The organism is Corynebacterium sp., assembly GCF_022712195.1.
Taxonomy (GTDB): domain Bacteria; phylum Actinomycetota; class Actinomycetes; order Mycobacteriales; family Mycobacteriaceae; genus Corynebacterium.
This window is the reverse complement of record NZ_JALAGY010000069.1, coordinates 1-18,812: the sequence shown is the minus strand read 5'-3', so window position 1 is coordinate 18,812 and position 18,812 is coordinate 1. Positions and strand designations below refer to the sequence as shown.

General features: G+C 68.0%; 18 protein-coding genes, 1 tRNA gene and 1 pseudogene. 7 read left to right on the top strand and 13 right to left on the bottom strand.

The window, feature by feature from the left end; all coding sequences use genetic code 11:
* Positions 1 to 62 precede the first annotated feature (62 nt).
* From Q0A34_RS09005 to Q0A34_RS08995, 3 genes and pseudogenes are all read right to left on the bottom strand, one after another.
* A complete protein-coding gene (locus Q0A34_RS09005; protein WP_291479661.1) occupies positions 63 to 584 on the bottom strand; it encodes a hypothetical protein in 522 nt (173 codons plus the stop codon).
* Positions 581 to 925 (bottom strand): hypothetical protein, encoded by a 345-nt coding sequence (locus Q0A34_RS09000; protein WP_291479660.1) that lies wholly within the window; start codon positions 923 to 925, stop codon positions 581 to 583. The genes Q0A34_RS09005 and Q0A34_RS09000 overlap by 4 nt, the downstream gene beginning before the upstream one ends.
* A 1,039-nt stretch (positions 926 to 1,964) precedes the next feature.
* Positions 1,965 to 3,157, bottom strand: a pseudogene (locus Q0A34_RS08995) (IS3 family transposase).
* Positions 3,158 to 3,667: 510 nt separating this feature from the next.
* On the opposite strand from Q0A34_RS08995, the gene Q0A34_RS08990 reads away from it, so the two are divergent.
* Entirely contained in the window at positions 3,668 to 3,901 is a 234-nt protein-coding gene (locus Q0A34_RS08990; protein WP_291479659.1) for a hypothetical protein, read from the top strand.
* Positions 3,902 to 3,924: 23 nt separating this feature from the next.
* On the opposite strand, the gene Q0A34_RS08985 is transcribed toward Q0A34_RS08990, so the two are convergent.
* A complete protein-coding gene (locus tag Q0A34_RS08985) occupies positions 3,925 to 4,446 on the bottom strand; it encodes a DUF4352 domain-containing protein (RefSeq protein WP_291479658.1) in 522 nt (173 codons plus the stop codon).
* A 205-nt stretch (positions 4,447 to 4,651) separates the two neighbouring features.
* Between Q0A34_RS08985 and Q0A34_RS08980 the strand changes: the two genes are divergently transcribed.
* Positions 4,652 to 6,724: a neutral/alkaline non-lysosomal ceramidase N-terminal domain-containing protein gene (locus Q0A34_RS08980; protein ID WP_291479657.1), complete on the top strand. Its 2,073-nt coding sequence runs from the start codon at positions 4,652 to 4,654 to the stop codon at positions 6,722 to 6,724.
* A 30-nt stretch (positions 6,725 to 6,754) separates the two neighbouring features.
* Here the strand turns inward: Q0A34_RS08980 and Q0A34_RS08975 are convergent, their stop codons facing one another.
* Positions 6,755 to 7,426: a response regulator transcription factor gene (locus tag Q0A34_RS08975; protein ID WP_291479656.1), complete on the bottom strand. Its 672-nt coding sequence runs from the start codon at positions 7,424 to 7,426 to the stop codon at positions 6,755 to 6,757.
* Positions 7,423 to 8,505 carry a HAMP domain-containing sensor histidine kinase gene (locus Q0A34_RS08970; RefSeq protein ID WP_291479655.1) on the bottom strand — a complete coding sequence of 361 codons (1,083 nt, stop codon included), beginning with the start codon at positions 8,503 to 8,505 and terminating at the stop codon, positions 7,423 to 7,425. Before Q0A34_RS08970 ends, Q0A34_RS08975 begins: the two co-directional genes overlap by 4 nt.
* Positions 8,506 to 8,625: 120 nt before the next feature.
* Here Q0A34_RS08970 and Q0A34_RS08965 point away from each other — a divergent pair, with 120 nt between their 5' ends.
* A complete protein-coding gene (locus Q0A34_RS08965; RefSeq protein ID WP_291479654.1) occupies positions 8,626 to 9,294 on the top strand; it encodes a VTT domain-containing protein in 669 nt (222 codons plus the stop codon).
* A gap of 37 nt (positions 9,295 to 9,331) precedes the next feature.
* Here Q0A34_RS08965 and bcp read toward each other — a convergent pair whose 3' ends face one another.
* On the bottom strand, positions 9,332 to 9,814 hold the full coding sequence (gene bcp / locus Q0A34_RS08960) for a thioredoxin-dependent thiol peroxidase (protein ID WP_291479653.1): 483 nt from the start codon (positions 9,812 to 9,814) through the stop codon (positions 9,332 to 9,334).
* 138 nt (positions 9,815 to 9,952) lie between these two features.
* Between bcp and Q0A34_RS08955 the strand changes: the two genes are divergently transcribed.
* The 3 genes from Q0A34_RS08955 to Q0A34_RS08945 are packed head-to-tail and all read left to right on the top strand — an operon-like array spanning position 9,953 to position 11,834.
* A complete protein-coding gene (locus tag Q0A34_RS08955) occupies positions 9,953 to 10,234 on the top strand; it encodes a DUF3618 domain-containing protein (RefSeq protein WP_291479652.1) in 282 nt (93 codons plus the stop codon).
* Between the two features lie 10 nt (positions 10,235 to 10,244).
* Positions 10,245 to 11,387, top strand: a complete 1,143-nt coding sequence (locus Q0A34_RS08950; protein WP_363316441.1) for an AbrB family transcriptional regulator — start codon at positions 10,245 to 10,247, stop codon at positions 11,385 to 11,387.
* A gap of 30 nt (positions 11,388 to 11,417) precedes the next feature.
* Positions 11,418 to 11,834 carry a phage holin family protein gene (locus Q0A34_RS08945; RefSeq protein ID WP_291479651.1) on the top strand — a complete coding sequence of 139 codons (417 nt, stop codon included), beginning with the start codon at positions 11,418 to 11,420 and terminating at the stop codon, positions 11,832 to 11,834.
* Here the strand turns inward: Q0A34_RS08945 and Q0A34_RS08940 are convergent.
* Both Q0A34_RS08940 and Q0A34_RS08935 read right to left on the bottom strand, forming a co-directional pair.
* On the bottom strand, positions 11,820 to 13,049 hold the full coding sequence (locus Q0A34_RS08940; RefSeq protein ID WP_291479650.1) for an MFS transporter: 1,230 nt from the start codon (positions 13,047 to 13,049) through the stop codon (positions 11,820 to 11,822). The genes Q0A34_RS08945 and Q0A34_RS08940 overlap by 15 nt on opposite strands.
* A gap of 104 nt (positions 13,050 to 13,153) precedes the next feature.
* Positions 13,154 to 13,226 (bottom strand) — tRNA-Lys (locus Q0A34_RS08935).
* 338 nt (positions 13,227 to 13,564) lie between these two features.
* On the opposite strand from Q0A34_RS08935, the gene Q0A34_RS08930 reads away from it, so the two are divergent.
* Positions 13,565 to 14,758 carry an Ig-like domain-containing protein gene (locus Q0A34_RS08930; protein WP_291479649.1) on the top strand — a complete coding sequence of 398 codons (1,194 nt, stop codon included), beginning with the start codon at positions 13,565 to 13,567 and terminating at the stop codon, positions 14,756 to 14,758.
* Positions 14,759 to 14,763: 5 nt separating this feature from the next.
* Here the strand turns inward: Q0A34_RS08930 and Q0A34_RS08925 are convergent, their stop codons facing one another.
* The 4 genes from Q0A34_RS08925 to efeU are packed head-to-tail and all read right to left on the bottom strand — an operon-like array spanning position 14,764 to position 18,655.
* The gene (locus Q0A34_RS08925) at positions 14,764 to 15,312 is read right to left on the bottom strand and encodes a flavin reductase family protein (RefSeq protein ID WP_291479648.1); all 549 of its coding nucleotides are present in this window, start codon (positions 15,310 to 15,312) and stop codon (positions 14,764 to 14,766) included.
* Positions 15,313 to 15,357: 45 nt separating this feature from the next.
* Positions 15,358 to 16,677: an iron uptake transporter deferrochelatase/peroxidase subunit gene (efeB, locus tag Q0A34_RS08920; protein ID WP_291479647.1), complete on the bottom strand. Its 1,320-nt coding sequence runs from the start codon at positions 16,675 to 16,677 to the stop codon at positions 15,358 to 15,360.
* Positions 16,674 to 17,819: an iron uptake system protein EfeO gene (gene efeO, locus Q0A34_RS08915; protein WP_291479646.1), complete on the bottom strand. Its 1,146-nt coding sequence runs from the start codon at positions 17,817 to 17,819 to the stop codon at positions 16,674 to 16,676. Before efeO ends, efeB begins: the two co-directional genes overlap by 4 nt.
* On the bottom strand, positions 17,816 to 18,655 hold the full coding sequence (gene efeU, locus Q0A34_RS08910; RefSeq protein WP_291479645.1) for an iron uptake transporter permease EfeU: 840 nt from the start codon (positions 18,653 to 18,655) through the stop codon (positions 17,816 to 17,818). The genes efeO and efeU overlap by 4 nt, the downstream gene beginning before the upstream one ends.
* Positions 18,656 to 18,812 lie beyond the last annotated feature (157 nt).

The following is an 18,812-nucleotide window of genomic DNA, read 5'->3' as shown; positions in this document are numbered from 1 at the left end:
CTCATCGAGACTCCATGAAAAGTCCGGGGAAACTTTCCATTCACTGCGGTGTGTGGGCGTAGTCATCGTGGGCAAGGATTGCGTATTGCATCCATGACGACCATCCCTTCGCGGTCGGCGTCAGTGGCGACAACAGCCCAGACAACACCCTTTTCAGTATCGTCGTGAAGGTATTCGGTGACGGTGGCCTCATGGCCGCTGTCGGTGGTGTAGGTCGCTGACATGCTGAATGTCCAGTTCTGATCGGTTGAGGGGTCAGCAGTCACGTCTGTTTTGCGGTAAAGGGGACTGGTTGCCTCCAGTCGCAGCGCGTCGGCCAGGGCGGTGGGAAGCGCCGAGGATGTGGTTGGTGAGCAGTAGTGCCCGTATGCAATTACAGTGGGCGAGAATCCGGACGGTCGTGGTGGGTTGGGCAGAGCAACCACCACATTGTCTGTGGAAATGACCGTGCCCCACTCGGGCGCGAGTGCGCCGGCAACGTGTTCCAGACGCCCCTGGTCCCAAGGTGCTGTTGTAGTCACTAGTCCTGCGCCGAGCAGATGCTGCACGGCCGAGAACACAGGGGCGGAAGTAGCGGGGGTCATGGGTGGTCCTTCCTCATGATGGTTCTAAAGAGGGTTTTCTCGGCGTTCCAGATGTAGCTCGGTGACGGCGGCAGCGGCCGAAGACCCATCCAGCCTCGCATTGCGATGTGAATTAATGAAGAACCAACGCAAAATAGGAGCATCTCTTTGGCGGATCCGTTTAAGAATATGACCGCTGGAACGGGGATGAAAAGACATGCTGTAGAGGTAAAGAATATTGCCTCCGATATCTCCTTTGGGTGATCTATGGATTCTATGAAATCCCCGAATAGTGGCACGAGAATTCCTGATGTAAGAAAGACGAATATCGTCGTCAGAAACCATAGTTCCATGGCGTTCATATTGGATCAGTCACCACACTCGAATCACTTAAATAGGTCCTGGATCGATTGGCCGACCGGTTCGAGGGCTCGTTGCCCGGCCTCTCCTCCGATCACTCCGCCGATAGCACCACCGAGAGGGACCGTCACGGGCGCGAGTGGCTCGCCGAGCGCTCCGATGGCGCCTCCGATATAGGCGCCGCCAAACCCTCCGCCGACTGCTCCCAGTCCACGGCCGAAGGCACCACCGGCATGATCCGGATCATCAATGGCGTCGGAGACTGCCTGTGCTCCTGTTACAGCGTCGCCTGCGAAGCCGAGTGCTCGGGTAGGCACTTTACCACCAATACTTCGACTGGCTCTTTCCGCAGCCGTATCCTGCCTGTGGGCTCCGACTGGCTTCCCGTTTCTCCCGTCTGCGTTGTTGGCGCGATCAGCGGCACTGGCTGCTCCGGATGCTGCACCAAGAGCGACGTCACCGGCACCCGGTCCAGCCACGGCGGCACCGGGGTCCATCGCCGCCGGGTCTGCAGCTGACGGTGAGTTGTCGATGGTGTCGGGAACCCACTCAAATGTACGGGGAACAAACGGGCCCTGTTGGGGATTGTCGGTGGTACCCAATCCGATCTGCTCACCGGTCTGCGGGTTCACCCGCACGGGCTGCTGTCCGTCACCGGGGTACACGTCAGCAGAGTTTTGCCCCGGATGGTCCACCACACTCGGCGGGTCAGCAGGGTTGATCGGCCCGACTCCCGGTACCGACTCGCCTGAGATCGGTGGATCAGCCCTCGGCTCGTTCCGGTCGGCCATCACGGTTGGCGGATTCGTCGGAATCGTGCCCAGTGCGCCCAAAGCCTCGGGTGAACTTTCCGGTGCAGCGGTATCTGGACGTCCAGGCTTGGTTACCTCGGTGCGCTGACCGTTCTGCATCATCACCTGAGTGGTCTCGTCAGTCGCAGCATCGTAGTGGACACTCTCGGCATAGTTTCCTCCACCATCGCCGCCGTCTTCCGGGGCAGGAATGTAGGGGTCTGCTGCACGTTTAGGTGACAATTGTTAGTCACGCCGCGAGGGCGACGTCCTTGGTCATGATGGCCTCGAATTCGATCGGGGTCAAACGTCCCAGACGGGCCTGCCGTCGTCGGCGGTGATAGCTCCTCTCGATCCAGGTCACGATCGCGATCCTCAGTTGCTCACGCGTGATCCAGGAACCCCGATCAAGGACGTTCTTCTGCAGGAGAGAGAACAACGATTCCATCGCGGCATCGTCGCCGCTCGAACCCACCCTGCCCATAGAACCGACCATGCCGTGGCCGGCCAGAGCACGCAGGAACGTCCGGCTTCGAAATTGAGATCCTCTGTCCGAATGAACCACGCAACCGACGACGTAACCGCGCATCTGGACCGCGTTCTCAAGTGCTTGGACAGCCAGGCGGGACTTCATCCCGGAGTCGATGGAGCGCCCGACGATGCGCCGGCTGAAGGCGTCTTTGATCGCACAGCAGTAGAGCTTGCCCTCCGCGGTTCTGTGTTCCGTGATGTCCACGAGCCAGAGCTCATTCGCCCGCGTCGCGGCGAACACATGCCGGGTACGACCATGCTCATCGACCACGGCGCAGAGATCGTCATGGGCGGGCGGACCAGGCTTCTTCCCGTTCTTGGCCCGTTTCTTCCCGAACACGGACTACCAGCCATTGCTCGATGTGATCCGCCACGCGGTCCGGTCGGCCATCGGCTCACCCACATCGCGTGCTTCGTCGGCGAGGAGGCGATGCCCGAACTCGGGGCCATCCTTGCGGGCGTCGAACAGCGCGTTCGCGCGATACGCCTCGACAACCTCGTTCGGGGTGACGGGGTCAGCCAGCCACCGGTAGTAGGGCTGGCGGGAGAGCTTGAGCACCCGACACGTCACCGTCACAGGGATCCCTGCGGCGGCGAGCTCTGTCACGAACGGGTAGAACCTTTTGACGGCAGGTTCGCCTGCGACAGATACGCCGCCGCACGCCGCAGCACCTCGTTCTCCTGCTCGAGGAGCCGGTTGCGCTTCTTCAGCTCGCGGATCTGCGCCGCCTCGGTCCGCGACTGGCCGGGCGTGGTGCCCTCGTCACTCTCGGCGCGGCGCATCCACTTCGTGAGCGTCATCGGGTGAACCCCGAAGTCTTTCGCGATCTGCTCGATCGTCCCTCCGGGCTCACGGTTTCTCGCGACACGCACGACATCGTCGCGGAACTCCTGGGGATAGGGCTTGGCCATGAGGATCATCCTTCCAGGCCTGCCTTCCCAGGCAAGCCAGATCAGATGTCACCTATCCATGCAGCAGACCCAGTGCCCGCGAAACGGGTTTCTGGGACTCGCCAGGCACTGGGGCATTCGCCACCAGACACCACGTCAAGGAGTCCGGCAGCGCACAGGAGGCCTTCTGCAGGTCGTCGCCGAACACCACCGCGAGCGGATCCCGGTGGTGTTCGCATCGACCACGGTGCGGCGGGCGCCGGCGTTGCTCAGGCGGGGTCGCCGCGGCAAGGCTCCGGGACGTCGACAGCCCCCGGCGGCTGTCCTGTGCTACACTGCACTGTCCGGCTCAGTCGTCGGTGTCGTGCCGCCCGCAGAAGCGCGGCGTCCGCACCGGGGGACGGCGGGCCCGGACATCCAGGACTGCACAGACGACTCCTCGAGCACCGGCTGAGGGGTCAACTGAGGGGTACTTCTAGAATCTCACGCCGCCCTGAGGCGCACCCTGCCGGTGGCCTCCGGGGCGGCCGGGTGTGCCCTGACAACCGTCGCCTGGAAACCACGATCGAAGAAACCGTCGATGTCGTCGTTGACGCCACCGAGACCATGTCGAAAGGAGTGACCATGCCCCGCAATTTCCGCCAGCTGATCAACACCCTCACCGGAGCTGCGCATGAACAGGCCGAACCGGACCACCCGGTCGTGACCGTCGAATACGATGCGCTGTTCCAGCTACCGCAGGGCGTGGAACACTCCGCGCGCTGAAACACCACTGAACGTCCGCCGGCTCAGAGCGTCCCCACCCACTCCACGCGGTCGGTCCGGGCGTCGAAGTCCTCCTGGAAGCTGAGCCGGTACTCGCCGGGGTCCGCCGGGCCGTCGAAGCAGATGGTCCCGTCCTCGCTCTGACCGGGGCCGACCTCGTCCAGGACGTGGTCGGTCTCCTCGGAGACGGTCTGGGTGCGGGGCAGTTGCTCCGGGTCGTACAGTTTCCATGCCGCCAGGCCCCGGACCTTCAACGGTTCGGTGTCACTGGTGACCGTGAAGTTCACGTCCGCGCAGATCTGGTTCGTCGGATCGTGGTCGTGTTCACGGAGATCAGTGACGGTGATGTCGGCCTTGTCGACGCTGAGCGTCTCGCCGATCCGGGGGAGGTCGGAGTCGGTGCCGGTGGTGCCGTCGCCGTCCCCTGACGTTGTCGCGGTGGCGCTTGTGCCTTCGCCGTCTTCGCCACTGTCGTCGTTGCCGCAGGCGGCGAGGACGAGCGGGACGGTGAGTGCGAGGGCGGTGATGGTGTGGCGTGGCTTCATGGCTCTCTCCTGGTCGTCAGGTGAACTTCTCCCGGTGCCGAATGTAGAGGAACAGCATCGCCGACTGCAGGGCCAACGCCATGACCTCGGTGTATCGGGATAATGCCGTTCACTTCCGCTACGTGTGCCCGTCGATTCGCTTCCGTTTCGGGGACAAGACTGTTCATGCCGGGGTAGCGTCAGTGCAGATCGAGAGGGGAGCACGATGACAGGATTCTCACGCAGGACGTTCTTCGCCGGACTCGCGGCACTCGGAGGGACGGTGCTGTGGTCCTCTGCCGCGGGGACGGGCCTCCCGCACGCGGACGCCGGGACGGCGCAACCCGGTTCCCCCGACTCTGCCGGCGGATCCCCGCTGTCGGTGGGCCGGGGTATCGCCGACACCACCGGGGAACCGCTCGGTGCCGGGATGGACGGTTACGCCGTGCAGGAGCAGACCTCGGTCGGCATCCGGCAACGGCTCTACTCCCGCGCATTCATCTTCGACGACGGTGGCCGCCGTCTCTGCCATGTCACCGTGGACACCCCGCTGATGTTCCAGTCGGTCTTCCTCGAGGTCCTGCGCCGTCTGCGCGGGCACTACGGAGACACGTACCGCACCGACAACGTCGTGCTCACCGCCACCCACACCCACGTCGGACCGGGCGGGCGTTCCGGGCACGCGATGGTGGACCTGGTCACCCTGGGCTTCCGCCCGGTGACCTTCGAGGCGCAGGTGACGGGGATCGTGCAGTCGATCCGTCGGGCACACGACGACATCGCGCCGGCCGAACTCACCCTGGTCAGCCGCACCGTCGACGGTGTCGGGGAGAACCGTTCCCGGCAGGCCTTCAACCGGAACCCGGCGGAGGACACCGCCGAGAACCCCGACGGGGTGGACCGCCGGTCGACCACCCTGCACGTCGCCAGGGGCGGCGTCCCGGTAGGGCTGATCAACTGGTACTCGGTGCACGCCACCAGTTTCAGCCACCACATCCGGCACATCTCGGGGGACAACAAGGGGTTCGCCGCCTACTCCTACGAGTCCGCCGCCGGGGTCGACCACCTCGACCTGGCCACCGCTCCCTTCGTCGCCGCCTTCGCCCAGGGGACGCCGGGGGACGTGACACCCAACCACGGGCTCGTCCCCGAGTCCGGCCCCGGCGGGGCGGGGGAGGAGGGGCAGAAGAGGTCCGTGGAGATCCTCGGCCGACGCCAGGCGGACGCCGCAGACCCGTCCGCAGGTACCCGGATCCCGCTGTCGGGACGGGCCGGACTGGAGGGGCGGAGCTGCTGGACGGACATGGACTCCGTCGACGTCGACGGCCGCTGGACCCCGGACGGCAGGCCCGGGCGCACCGGACCCGCCGTCCTCGGTGCGGCCTTCGCCGCGTCGAGTCAGGAGGACGGCGGCGGACTCGACATCGACCTCGGCATCGACGAGGGCGAACGCGGCGGGGCCCCGTGGGTGCGCCGGCTCAATGAGCTCGCGCCCGTCCCCGAGGACGTCCGCCGGGTCCACGCGCCGAAGGACATGCTCCTGCCGATGGGCTACATCGACGGGATGATCCAGCAACGCCACCTCTTCGGCGTCTGGCGGATCGGCGGCCTGGTCCTGGTCCACCTGGGTTTCGAACCGACGGTGACCTCGGGACTGCGGATTCGCCGCACGGTCGCCCGGGCCATGGGCGTCCCGCAGGACACCGTGGTGGTGCAGGGCTACTCCTGCGGGTACGGCCACTACATCACCACACCCGAGGAGTACGACCAGCAGGACTACGAAGGCGGGGCCACGGCATTCGGCCGGCTCGAACTCCCCGCCGTCCAACAGGTCGTGGACCGCCTGGCCACCGCACTGGCCTCCGGGGAACCCGTCGACCACGGGGCACCGGCCGGCGACCTCACCGGGGTGGTGCCGGACAGCCCGGCCGCGGTGTCGGTCGTCGACACCGCACCGCCGGGCCGCCGCTTCGGGGACGTGCTCTCCGGCGGGGGCGACGTCCCCGCCGGGGCGACGGCCACGGTGCGCTTCGTCGGGGCGAACCCCAACAACGACCTGCACCTGGAGGACAGCTACCTGCGCGTCGAGCGGGACGACGGCACGGTCGTCGCCCACGACTCGTCCTGGTCGACACTGCTGACCTTCGACCGCGCCTTCACCGGGACGACCGCCACCGTGGAATGGGACACCACGGGGGCGGACCCCGGCGCCTACCGGATCATCCTGCGCGGGGACTGGAGGGACATCCACGGCACCGTGCGTCCCTTCACCGGGACAGGGAAGGTGCAGGTCGTCTGAGTCCGGTGCCGCTGGCACGGAGACCGGCGCTCACAGTGGCGTGCCCAGCCGGTAGCCGCGGCCGCGGACGGTCTCCACGAGTTCCTTCTCCGTCTTCGAACGCAGGTAGTGGACGTAGGTGTCCACGGTGTTGGTCTGCTCACCGTGGTCGAAGACCGCGGTGAGCAGCTGGTCGCGGCTGAACACGGTGTCCGGGTGCTCGGCCAGGAGGGCGAGGAGGGCGCATTCCTTGGCGGTCAGCATGATCCGTCCGCTGTAGGGGGAGTCTATGCTCCGGTCGTCCGGGTACAACGTCCAGCTGCCGATCGGCAGTACCGTCCCCCGTGGGGAGTGGTGGCGGGTGAGGGCACGGAGCCGGGCCTCGAGTTCCTCGAACTCGAAGGGCTTGACCAGGTAGTCGTTGGCTCCTGCGTCGAGGCCGGACACCTTGTCGGCGACGGTTCCGAGTGCGGTCAGCATGAGCGCCGGTGTGGAGACGCCCCTGGCACGGAACCAGGCGACCAGGTCCGCCCCGTCCATGTCAGGCAGCCTGCGGTCGACGACGATGACGTCGAACACGCGCCGGTCGAGGACCGCACGCGCCCCCGCGGCATCCGCGACGAGAGTGACGTTCCAGGCCATGTCGAGAATCTCGGCGACCAGCGGGCCGAGCTCCGGGTCGTCCTCGACCAGCAGGAGCGGTTTTCTGTCCGACGTGCTCACCGGCGTCCTCCCGTGGATGCTCCCGGCGCGGTCGGCACACGCAGCGTGAACTCGGTGCCTGAGGGGCCGGTCGAGGTCAGTGCCACAGATCCGCCGGCACGGTGGGCGAGTTCCTGCACGAGGAATAGCCCGATCCCGTGGCTGCCGCGCTCGCCGCCCGCAGCCCCGGCGGGGGCGGTGCCGTGGGCGAACCGTTCGAAGACCCGGCCGGGGTCGATGCCCCGGACACCGGGCCCGTCGTCGTCGACGGTGAGGCAGACCACACCACCTCCGGGAGGTACGGCGGCGGACACCCGGACCTGCCCACCGGCCGGGGTGTGCCTGATCGCGTTGTCGGTGAGTGCCGTGAGACAGCGGGTCAGGTCCGTCGTCGGCATCTGTACGGTCGCGTCGACCGTGGTGACCTCGAGGTCCACCCCCTGTCGTTCCGCGAGCAGCGCCAGGTTTCCGGCGACACGGTCGAGGACGCTGCGGAGGTCGGCCGGTCCGGTGTCCCGGTCACCTGGCGCAGCGCCTGCGGGGATCCCGGTGAGGAGGTCGTCCAGGAGGTCGTCGAGGAGTGTCACGAGCACCGTGGAGTCGTCGCGCAACGCGTCCACGGTGGGCCGGCGCGGGTCATCGGCGGGGGTCTGCATGGAGAGTTTCTGCACCCGGGCGTGAAGGACGCTCAGCGGGGTCCGCAGTTCGTGGCTGGCGTCGGCGACGAAGCGTCGTTCGCGGGCGAGCGCCTCCCCGAGCGGGGCGACGGCACGTCGTGCGATGAAGACTCCTGCCAGTCCGGCCGCGGCGATGGCCAGGATCCCGACGGCCACCGTCGCCGTCACCAGGTCGACGGTGTTCAGGGAGACGGTGACGTACTTGCCGTCGGGGTCGGGGAGGTCGTCGGAGTGGTGGCCGAGAACCGACCCGCCGGCCTTCCACCACAGGACGATGAAGAAGGTCACACCGCCGACGAGCACCAGTGCGAAGGCGACCCCGGCGATGCGTAGTCCGATCCGGTACGCCGTGGAGCGAACTGTCGCGGCATCCGTGCTGGTACCGGGGTCGGACGGCCCGGTGTCCCTGGGGGACGGATCCATGTGCCGCTCCTTTCCCTGTCCTGTCCAGAACATTACGGGACGGAGGGGAGAAGGCGGCGGGAGGAAGGTCCCGGTGGATTCTTGGCGGATTCTGGGACGGCCCGGTGCATGATGGGTGGCATGACCGACACCGTCCTCGCCTCCGGGCTCCTCGACCCCACGTCCGTACTCCAGGGCGCGGGTCCGTGGATGCTCGGCGTCCTCGCCCTCTTCGTCTTCATCGAATCCGGGTGCCTCTTCCCGTTTCTTCCCGGCGACTCACTCCTCTTCGTCGCCGGGATGCTCGCACCTGCGATGCACGTCAACCTGGCGCTCGTCGTCGGGGTCGTCTGGATCGCCGCCATCTGCGGCGACCAGGTCGGGTTCTTCCTCGGGCGCCGGTACGGGCGCCGCTTCTTCACCCCGGAGGCCAGGGTCCTCACCACTGAGCGGTTGTCCTCGGCCGAGGAGTTCTTCGCACGGCACGGCGGGAAGTCGCTCTTCCTCGCACGTTTCGTTCCGATCGTCCGCACCTTCACCCCGTTGGCGGTGGGGATCGCCGGCTACCCGTACCGCAGGTTCGTGGGGTGGAACATCGCCGGCGCTGTCGTGTGGGGCGCCGGAGTGACCGTCGCCGGGTACTTCCTGGGTTCTGTGGCAGTCATCCGCGACCATGTCGACCTCTGGGCACTCGCTGTCGTCGCGGTGAGCCTCGTGCCGGTGGTCGTCGCCTGGCTCGGCAGTCGTCGCCACACGTCAGCGGGTGCAGCGGGTGCAGCGGGGAAGGCCACGGCGGTCGAGGCTTCCTGATCCTGCGCCCCCGGGGTCCTGCCGTGGGCGGCAGGTCCTACAGCACGTCCCGGGCGATCCGGGCGACGTGCCCGGTGGCCTTGACGTTGTACTTCGCCAGGCCGATCGTGCCGTTCTCGTTGACCAGGAACGTCGACCGGATGACACCCTGCACGACCTTGCCGTAGTTCTTCTTCTCCCCGAAGGCCCCGTAGGCGGTCAGCGCCTTCCTGTCCGGGTCCGACAGCAGCGGGAAGGTCAGGTCGTGCTTCTCACGGAACGCCTCGAGCTTCTCCACCGGGTCCGGGGAGATGCCGAGGACGTCCACCCCGGCGTCGTTGAGCTCGGTGAGCGAGTCACGGAAGTCGCAGGCCTCCGTGGTGCAGCCCGGGGTGTCCGCCTTGGGGTAGAAGTACACGATGACGCGGCGGCCGGCGTAGTCGGACAGGCTGACCTGCCGGCCCCGGTCGTCGGTGAGGGTGAAGTCCGGGGCGACATCCCCGATCTCCAGGATGGTGCGGTTGTTCTCGGAAGTGCTCATGTTCTCCGAGTGTACGGTGATCCGCCGCCGTGTCGAGCACCGTTCGACGGGTTCTTCTGCACCGCAGCCACCCGGGAACGTACAATTCAGGAACAATCCCGAAACCGTCAGTCACGACCAGCAATGCAGGAGACTTCAGTGGCCCGCACCATCGACTCAATCCAGAGCGACATCGAACGCACCCGTGAACAGCTCGCGAGGACTCTGGACGAGCTCAGCGTCCGCGCGGCTCCGAAGAACCTGGCGGACGAGGCCAAGACCCAGGTGTCCCACGTCCTCGCGCAGCCGAAGGTCCAGATGATCATCGGCGGAGTTGTCGCGGGTGTGGGCCTGGTCGTCGCGCTCACCGTCGCCGGCCGGCGCAACGAGAAGAAGCAGATCAAGGAAATCCAGCGGCTGCTGGCGGACGCCCGGTCCTGATCACGAGGTCCTGATCACGATTCCCGCCCCGCGCGACCCCGGACAGCCCCGGCGGATCTCCGGCACCCGGCGTGCCGTCGAGATCGCCGGGGTTTGTGCGTGCGCCGTGGTCCTGGGGGCCGTGTGCACCAGGCTCGGCGTCCCGGCGTCCTGGATCTTCGCCTTCCTGGTCTCGTTCGGCGCCTACGCCATCCTCTCCGACCGGCAGACCACCCCGCCGACGAGGTTGATGCAGCCTGCCCAGGTGGTCATCGCGATGGTCTGCGTCGCACCCCTGGCGGACCTGGACGGCGCGACGGTGGCCGGCTACGTCGCACCCACCGTCCTGGCACTGGTGGTCACCCTGGCGGTGTGCGCTGCGGCGGCGTACCTCCTGTACCGGTCCGGGGCCGCCAGCGCCGTGAGTTCCCTGCTGGCGACGCTGGCCGGGGGAGCCAGCGGCATGACGGTGCTCGCCGCGGAGCTGAAGGAGGACGTCCGCTTCGTCGTCCTCACCCAGTACCTGCGCCTGTCGCTGGTGGTGCTGACACTGCCGGCCTTCGTCCACCTCTTCGCAGGCGGTGACGGCGCCGGTGCCGGCGGCGGTGGGTCGACGGGCGACGGGACGGCGGCGTGGTGGACCCCCGGGCTGCACGGCGTCCTCGGCGCACTCGTCGTCTGGGCACTGGTGTGGGCGCTCGTGCGGGTCACACACCGGGTGGTGAAGCTGCCGGTGCCGTACCTGCTGCTGTCGATGCTGCTGACCTGGGGCGCCGGGACGGCCGGGGTGCCCGAGCGGTGGCTGCAGCCCGAGGGGCTCCTGCTGGTCTTCGCCTACGCCGTGATCGGCGTGCAGGCGGGAGGCACGCTCACCAAGTCCGCGCTCCGGCAGTTCAGCCACAGTCTGCCCCTGATCCTGTCGGCGGTGGCCTCGATGATCACCGGGGCGATCCTGGCGGCACTGCTGATCGCGCACTTCAGCGACGTCCCACTGCTCGACGCCTACCTGGCCACCGTGCCCGGGGGCATCTACGCGGTGCTGGCCTTCGCCCACGAGGCGGGCTCGGAACCGGTCGTGACCGTGGTGCAGGTGATGCGCACCCTGGCGATGCTCGTCATCGGGGCCTACCTGCCCACGATCATCGGCTGGTGGGGGAGGCGCCGGCACCGGTGAGCCCCGGGCCGCCGATGGTAGTTTCAGGGCATGGGCCTTATCTGGAACTTCCTCGTCCGCGCCGCCGGCACCGCCGTGGGGTTGTGGGTGGTGACCTACTTCGTCACCGGGGTCTCCGTCACCGCACCGGCGCAGCCACTGGTCGGCGACGGGGCGAACGACCGGCTGTGGGTGTTCCTCGGCTGCGCTGCGGTGATCCTGCTGCTCAACATGACCGTGCGACCGGTCCTGCGGCTCCTGGGGCTGCCGCTGACGATCCTCACGTTGGGGCTCTTCGCCCTGGTGATCAACGCCGGGGTGTTCCTGCTGGCAGAGACCGTGGCCCAGGCGGTGGGCCTGGGGCTGCACATCACGACCTTCGGTGCGGCCTTCTGGGGTGCGATCATCATGGCGCTGGTCAGCTGGATCCTGGGTCCGCTCACCGGGGCGCTGTCAGCCCGGCGCTGAGCCGGGCGCCTGCAGGTCCTGCAGCGTCCGGGAGTCACGGACCGACGCCCACCCGACGGCGGCGAGGACCAGCAGGACACCGCTGACACCGAAGGCCCAGCCGAAACCGGCGACGTCCACCAGGACCCCGGCGGCCAGCGGACCGAGCACGCCTCCGAGATCCTGCAGCATCGAGTATCCGGCCACGGTGGAACCACCGCGCCGGGTGCCGACGACGTCAGCGAGCACCGCCTGCTGCGCCGGGTTCACCAGCGCGGAACCCGCACCGGCGACGAACATCGCCGCACACGCCACCACGATCGTCGGTGCCAGGGGGAACACCACGTAACCGACGGCGGTCACCAGCAACCCCAGCACCAGCATCGGTCGGCGGCCGAGCGTGTCACTCCACTTCCCGGACGGGAGGATCAGGACGGCGTTGCCGGCGGCGTAGGCGGCCAGCGCCCACGCCGCGACGGCGGCGTCACCGTTGAAGGCGGCGGCGACGAACAACGGCACGACGGACACCCGCACACCGAAGGACGTCCAGCCGAACACGAACACCGAGCCCAGCAGCACCCGGTACTGGGGGATGCCGAGGGACTCCGCCAGGGGGAGCGGTTCGCGGGGGCTGCCGTCCGCCCCCGCGCCGGCCAGGGGAGAGCGGCGAAGGGCGAACCACACCACCGTCGCGGCGATGACCAGCATGATGAAGTAGAAGATGAACGGGGCCCGGAGACCGAACCCGGCGACCAGGGCACCGAACACCGGCCCCAACAGGTTGCCCAGCAGGAAGCCGGCGGCGTTGACGCTCGAGACACGGCCGCGGGCGTCCACCGGGCTGACCTTGATCAGCAGGGCGGTGGCGGCGACGGTGAACATGATCGACCCGAGGCCGCCCAGCCCGCGCAGGACCAGCAGCTGCGTGTAGTTCGCGGCCAGGGCACAGGCCCCGGTCGACGCCGCGACGACGAGGATGCCGAGGGTGTAGGTCCGCCGTTCGCCGAGCCGGACCAGGATGCGGCCCGCCAGCGGTGCGCCGACGAGGCGCATCAGGGCGAAGGCGCTGACGATCCCTGACGCCGCGGCGTTCGAGACGCCGAACGCGTGTGCGTACTGGGGGATCGCCGGTGCAACCACGCCGTAGCCGAGTGCGACGGCGAATGCGCCGGCGACCAGCGCCCACACCTCGAACGGGAGCGGGGTGCGGCGACTACGGGAGCGGGGACGGGGCATCAGGTCATCATATCGCCTGCTCTTCCGGGGGCCGTCGGCTAGAATGACGAAACCCCCGGACGGTGACTCGGCCGGGGCCGGTCACCCATCCGGGGGTGAAATTGTGCGTCATCAGGGACTCGAACCCCGAACCCGCTGATTAAGAGTCAGCTGCTCTGCCAATTGAGCTAATGACGCATGGTGTCTCGTGGAGCGGATGTCCCGTCCTCGGCAACGAGAGAAACTATAGCCCCGCGCCGAATCCCTGGCAAATCCGCAGGTCGTCTGTGGGATTGCTTCCGATCGTCTCCGGGGAGCCCCGGTGGGTAACGATTCGGACACAATCTGTCCGGCGGGGCGATTTCCGTTACTTTTGGCGGGCAGCGCAGACGTATGATGGTCGGCGAGACGGGGCCCGACCCTCACCTTGCCGGGCGCAGTGGGACTGCTGCGTCACTACCGTCGACCTGACTTCACCACAACACTTCATCGCCTCGGGTGCTCCTGACCCGGGGCGGAAAGAGACTGTAGACACCATGCACTTCCGATTCGGCCGTACGGGCCGGGTTCTGCGTTCCATCGCGGCCGCGTCGGCCGCCACTGCTCTGCTGGCCACCGCCGCCTGCACCATCGACGATAACGGTGACACGGACACCGAACAGGTGGCGGACGAGGGGAAGTCCGGGGACGGGGAGGACTCCGTTGAGCTGACCGCCAACGTCGACGACGGGGACACCGACGTCAAGGTCGACGAACCCGTCACCGTCCTGGACGACGAGGGGATCGACTCGGTCACGCTCACCGACGGGATGGGTAACGAGGTTGAGGGGTCCTTCAACGAGGACAAGACCGAGTGGAACTCCGACGGCAAGCTGGACTACTCCACCACCTACTCCCTGGAGGCGAAGGGCGGCGACGAGACGCTGTCCACCTCCTTCACCACCTTCAGTCCGGCGTTGCTGACCGATGCGTCGCTGGCCCCGCTGGACGGCGCGGTCGTCGGTGTCGGCCAGTCGGTGGCGCTGCGTTTCGACGAGGCGCCGACGGACCGTAAGGCGGTGGAGGACGCCATCACGGTGACCACCGAGCCGAAGGTCGAGGGTGCGTTCTACTGGATCACCTCCAATGAGGTGCGCTGGCGCCCGGAGGAGTACTGGAAGCCCGGCACGGAGGTGACCGTGGACGCCGACCTGGTGGGCAAGGACCTCGGCGGCATGTACGGGCAGACGGACCGCTCCGCCACCTTCACCATCGGCGACGACGTGCGCGCCGTGGCGGACAACGCGACGAAGACGGTGACGGTGACCCGCAACGGCGAGGTCGTCAAGACGATGCCGACGTCGATGGGCATGCCGGGGCACGAGACCCCCGAGGGCATCTACCAGATCGGTGACCAGTTCGAGGCGCTGACGATGGACTCGCAGACCTTCGGTCTCGCGCTCGACGCCGGCGGCTACGTCACCGACGTCCAGTACGCGACGCAGATGTCCTACTCGGGCATCTACTTCCACGCCGCCCCGTGGTCGGTGTGGGCGCAGGGCAACACCAACACCTCACACGGCTGCCTGAACCTGTCGGTGGAGGACGCGCAGTGGGTCTACGAGAACCTCAAGCGTGGCGACATCACCGAGGTCAAGGGCACCGGTGGCGGTCAGCTCGAGGGCTACGACGGCCTCGGCGACTGGAACATCCCCTGGTCCACCTGGAAGGCCGGCAACGCCGACGGCTAGTACCGTCAGAGCGGTGGCTGACCGGTGGGGAAGCGGTAGAACTGGTGGCTGCGGAACATCAGGGGGGACGGTGCCGCCACGTCGGCGCAGGCCGCGGCCTCGCCCTGGCCGTCCGCACCGCGGGTGACGTCGCTGACCTCGGCGGCGACGAGGGTGGCCTCGCCGACCCGGAGCGAGTCCACGGTGTGGGCCCGCATCACCGCCAGGGCGTCCGACAGCAACGGTTCGCCACCGGGGGCCCGGGACCACTGCTGGTCGGGGGTGAACCGGCGGCCTTCATAGCGGGAGAACTCGTAGGCGATGCCCGCCTGGTCCTCGCTGAGGAAGTGGATCAGGTAGGAATCGGCCTCCAGGATCGCCCCGGCGCTTCCCCCGGCCTTGGACAGGGAGAAGGACACGGCAGGCGGTTCGACGGACAGTGACGCCAGGCTCGACACCGTGAGCCCGACGTCCTGTCCGGAGACGTGGGCGGTGATCAACGCGACGCCGGTGGGGTGGCGGCGGAACGCGGTGCGGAATCGTGCGGCCACGGAGTCGGGGTCATCTGGGGACATGGCCACCAATTTACCGGGTGGCCCGGTGGCACGTCCCCGCGCCTCCTAGCTGCCGAACAGGGCCGTGCCCCAGTCGGTGGTCCCGTCGCCGAGCCCTGGAGGGCAGGCGAAGATCGCCTTCGACTCGTAGCGGACGTACTCGTTCATCTTGTCGTTGTGGGAGAGCGCCATCTGGACCGGGACGAAGTCCACGGACGGTGTGGCGACGTAGGCGATGAAGAACAGCCCGGCGGACAGGTGCCCGAAGGAGTCCGATCCCTCGATGAAGTTGTAGGCGCGGCGGAGCATGCGCGCCCCGTCGTTGTTGTCGGGGTGCGCCAGGTAGACGTGGGAGTCGTGGGGGATCGCCGGCCCGCCGGTGCCCAGGTACAGGTCGAAGGGCACGTCGGCGAATTCGTCGTCGGTGCCCAGGGGTGCGCCCGACCCCTTGTACCGGGCGAAGGTGTGCTGCTGGTCGTCGAGGATCTGGCGGTCCCAGACCTCTAGGAGCATCCGGATGCGCCGCACGCACATGTAGGACCCTCCGGCCATCCAGCCGCTGTCCCCGGAGCACCAGACGTGCCGGTCCAGGTCGTCGGTCTCCCCGGCGAGGATGTTGCGGGTGCCGTCCTTGAAGCCGAAGAGGTTGCGCGGGGTCTCCTCGTCAACGGTGGTCTTCGACGCGCGCCCGTACCCCAGCTGCGACCACCGCACCTCGACGACGCCTGATCCTGCGCGGGTGAGGTTGCGTACGGCGTGGACGGCGACCTGGGGGTCGTCGGCGCACGCCTGGACCACGACGTCCCCGTCGCACAGGTCGTCGACGAGCTGGTCACCGGGGAACTTCGGCAGGGGTTGGAGTTCGTCCGGGCGTCGTCCCGCGAGACCGAACCGGCCGTCGAACAGTGACGGGCCGAATCCGACGGTGACGGTGAGGTTCGCCGCGTCCAGGCCGACGGCCTCGCCGGTGTCGGAGGGGACGGTGAGTCCCGAGGGGTCGTCGGCGGCGGTGGATTCGGAGGTGCCGCTCAGTGCTCCGCCGTCGGTGGCCTCGAGACCGCGGGTCATCCGCTCGGCCATCTGCGTCCAGTCGGTGAGCAGTCGGCGCAGTTCCCCGCGGTCGGAGGTGATGACGTCGAAGGCGACGATGTGCAGGTGATCCTGCTGGGCGGTGGTGATGCCGGCCTGGTGGTCGGCGCGGAAGGGCACCGTCCGGTCGGCCCCGTCGGCCCCGTCGGACGACGCGCAGGACGCGAGGGTCAGGCCGGCGACCGCGGCGGTGCCGCCCGCACCTGCCGCCGCCACCCCGAGTCCGCCCACGCCGAGGCCGGCGAGGAAGCGACGGCGGGAGACACCGGGGCCGGGCGTGTTGTTGTTCCCCGTCACTGTGCGATGACCCCGGCGACCTTCGAGACGTTCTCGGTCAGCCTGTCGATGCCGCCGGCCAGGGCCTTGCGGTCGGAGTCGGGGACGGTGTCGTAGGAGACGAAACCGTCACCCTCGCGGAAGGCGTCGAGCTGTTTCTCCACGTCGTCGAAGCTGGTGTTGATCTCTCGGAGCAGGTCGGCGTCCCGGTCGTCGAGCACCTCCTCCAGTGAGGCGACCGCGGCACGTGATCCCTCGAGGTTCGCCTGGAAGTCCCAGAGGTCGGTGTGGGAGAAGATGTCCTCCTCGCCGGTGATCTTCGAGGTGGAGATCTCGTCGAGCAGTCCTTGCGCGCCGGTGGCGATCTGCACCGGCTGCACGGAGAAGTCGGAGGCGGCGACACCGTCGACGAGTTCGGCGATGTCGCTGACGAGCCGCTCGGCGTCGGCCCGGGTCCGGTCGGTGATCTCACCGTCGACCCAGAGCTGCTTCTCGACGGCGTGGAAGCCGGTCCACTCCTGGCCGTCCTCCAGGTCGGCCTCCCGCAGGTCGAGGCGCGGGTCGAGGTCGTCGGGGAAGGACTCGGCGATGGGTTCGATGCGCTCGTAGTACGTGCGGGTCCGGGCGAAGAGGTTCTTCGCCTCCTCGACGTCGCCGTCGTCGACCGCGTCGGCGAAGGTGGCCACGGCCTCCTGCAACGCGGTGGTCTGGGAGCGCACGTAACGCAGGTAGCCGTCGACCGCGGCGGCGAGCTGGTCGTCGCCCTCGGCGACTGAGACGGCGTCGCCGGAGACCGTGAAGTCGTGGGAGACCCCTTCGCCGACCATGCCGGGCTTGCACGTGACCCGGTAGGTGCCGGATTCCGGGAACTCCACGTGCAGGGTGCGGGCGGCCCCCGGGCCGATGTTCTCCACTTCCCCGAGGACCCGGCCGCCGTCGGTGTACACGTAGAACTCCGTGGTCTTGGAGCCGTTGTTGGAGATGTCGAAGCTGTTGTTCCCCGTCGAGCCGTCGTAGGAGTCGACGTCGCAACTCTCGTCGGTGGCGGTGACCGTGTATGCGGCGGCGGCGTCGTCCTTGTCCGCACAGGCCGTCACCGTCAGCGGCAGGGCGAGGAGGAGGGGTGCGGCCAGGGTCGCGCGTGTGGTGCGGGAGACGGTCATGGGATCGAGACTTTCTGTGCGGGGGAGTGGTGGGTGGCCCGTCGGCGGACGGGCCGGAAGTAGGCGGGCAGTGCGACGAGGAGGAAAACCAGCCAGCCGGCGAAGGCCAGGACCGTCGGCTGGGGGACGATGTTGAACATGCCCTCGAGCAGCGTCGCGTACCAGGTTCCGGGGGTCAGGGCGGCCGAGATGTCGAAGGCGTGGGAGGACAGGCCGGGCAGGACGTTGGCCTCCTGCAGGTCGGTGATGCCGTACCGCAGGATCCCGGCGGCGACGACGATCAGCAGGGCGCCGGTCACCTGGAAGAAGATCCGGAGGTTGATGCGCAGGACACCGCGGTACATCAGCAGCCCGAGGACGACGGACACCCCGACCCCCGTCACCAGTCCGGCGAAGGGGACCCCGAAGGCCCGGGTGAAGGACTCGAACACCAGCAGGGCGGTCTCGACACCTTCCCGGGCGACGGCGACGAAGGCCACGGTGGCGACCGCCAGTGGGCCGACGGCCACGGCAGTGCCCAGCCTGCCCTCGAGTTCCGCCGTCATGTCCCCGCCCGCTCCCTTCATCCAGATCAGGATCCACACCACGAGGGCGACGGTGACCAGGGAGGCGACGCCGCCGATGATCTCCTGCCCCACCGTGGTCAGGGTCCTGGAGCCGAAGTTGATGACGAGGAAGGTCCCGACCGTGAAGAGCAGGGCGGCGCTGATCCCCGCCCACAGCCACGGGTAGGAGCGGCGTTGCCCGGTCTTGTTGAGGTAGGCGGCGAGGATGATGACCACCATGGTGGCCTCCAGTCCTTCGCGCAGACCGATGAGTGCGTTTGTGTAGAACATTGACGCAGCTTTCTGGGAGTGTCGGAGGGGGACGGTGACGGCGGACGACGGTGCCGGACTTGTGGTTAGGCTCACCGAAGATCGCGGGTCGAGAGCATCGTAACCCCGGGGTCGCTTCCGCCGGGAGCTTCCGGGTGGGACCCGTCTACCCCTGGGG